Here is a 1,509-nt window from a genome sequence, read left to right as displayed (position 1 = left end):
GGCGAGGTCCATGTCATGGGCGCCGGCGATGCGGCTTTGTTGCCGCATGGCGGATTGCACCGGCTGGCCTCATCGCCCGACAATCCCGCGCCATGCGCCGACCTGACGGCCCTGCCGTCCTCCCCGATCTGCCCGAGCGTCAAGGAGATCAGGACCTGCGAGGCGACGCCGCCGGAAGAGCGGGTCGTGCTGTTTTCCGCATGCATGGATTTCGACCTCGGCAGCATGCACCCGCTGGTGGCGATGATGCCGGAGGTGATGCGCGTCGGCACGCTGACCGACCGCTACCCCGAAATTCTGCCGATGCTGGAGGCGATGGCCCGGGAGGCCAGGGACGGCCGCGCCGGCTATGCCGGCATTCTCGCCCGGCTTGCCGATGTGGTTGCCGCCTGCATCGTCCGGGCATGGGTCGAATGCGGCTGCGGTGATGCCACCGGCTGGATCGCCGCGCTGCGCGATCCTCGTCTGGGCCGCGTGCTCTTGGCGCTCCATCGCGAGCCCGGTCGCAACTGGTCCGTGGCCGAACTCGCGCGCGAGATGGGTGTTTCGCGCTCGGTTTTCGCCGAGCGCTTCCTCGATGTCACCGGCGTGACGCCGGTGCGTTATCTTACCGAAATGCGCATGCGTCTTGCCGCCGATTGGATAGCCCGCGAGGGCGTGCCGATCGACACCGCCGCCCATCGCCTCGGCTACGGCTCGCAGGCCGCGTTCAGCCGCGCCTTCAAGCGCATTACCGGCCATCCGCCAAGCCGCATCGCCGCCGGCACGACCGCCCAGATGTAGACGGTTACGCGTCCTGAACCGCGCCTGCGCTAGTGAACAGCGAGCGCCTGTTCGGTTTCGAGGTCGAACAGGTGCATGCGGTTGAGGTCGAAGGACAGCGGCACGGTGGTGCCGGCGCGCAGGCTCTCCTCGGGTTCGACGCTCGCGCAAATCTCCGTCCCCGCGATGCTGAAATAGGCCATGGTGGTGGCGCCGAGCGGCTCGACCAGATCGATCGCGGCATCGAAAGGCACGAAACCGCTGCGCTCCTGCCGAAGCGTGATCGCCTCGGGGCGGATGCCGAAGGTGGCCGCGCGGCCGGCATGGGAGCGGAACGCGGCGGCCCTTGCCTCGGGAATCGCCATGCGGTTGCCGTCCTCGAACACCACGAAAAGCGTGCCGTCCGCCTCTTCGAGCCTCACCGGCAGGAAGTTCATCGACGGTGAACCGATGAAGCCGGCGACGAACTTGCTGACCGGCCGCGAATAGAGTTCCTGCGGCGCACCCATCTGCTCGACAAGGCCCTGGTTCATCACCACCACGCGGTCGGCCATGGTCATGGCTTCCACCTGGTCGTGGGTGACGTAGACGGTCGTCGTCGGCAGCAATTGGTGCAGCCGCTTGATCTCGGTGCGCATGCTGACCCTGAGCTTGGCGTCGAGGTTCGACAAAGGCTCGTCGAACAGGAAGACTTTCGGATCGCGCACGATGGCGCGCCCCATGGCCACGCGCTGGCGCTGGCCGCCG

At 67.5% G+C, this 1,509-nt stretch carries 2 protein-coding genes; one reads left to right on the top strand and one right to left on the bottom strand.

Going from position 1 to position 1,509, the window contains the following annotated elements:
* Positions 1-783 (top strand): AraC family transcriptional regulator (locus B4E36_RS18550; RefSeq protein ID WP_345900668.1); only part of this gene is annotated, 783 nt, incomplete at its 5' end.
* A 29-nt stretch (positions 784-812) separates the two neighbouring features.
* Here the strand turns inward: B4E36_RS18550 and B4E36_RS18545 are convergent.
* Positions 813-1,509: ABC transporter ATP-binding protein (locus B4E36_RS18545; protein WP_345900667.1), on the bottom strand; the 697-nt coding region annotated here is incomplete at its 5' end.

It is taken from the genome of Martelella sp. UBA3392 (genome assembly GCF_002358775.1).
GTDB classification, from domain to species: Bacteria; Pseudomonadota; Alphaproteobacteria; order Rhizobiales; family Rhizobiaceae; genus Martelella; species Martelella mediterranea.
Note: the sequence above shows the minus strand (reverse complement) of the source record. Positions and strands in the feature narration are given on the sequence as shown.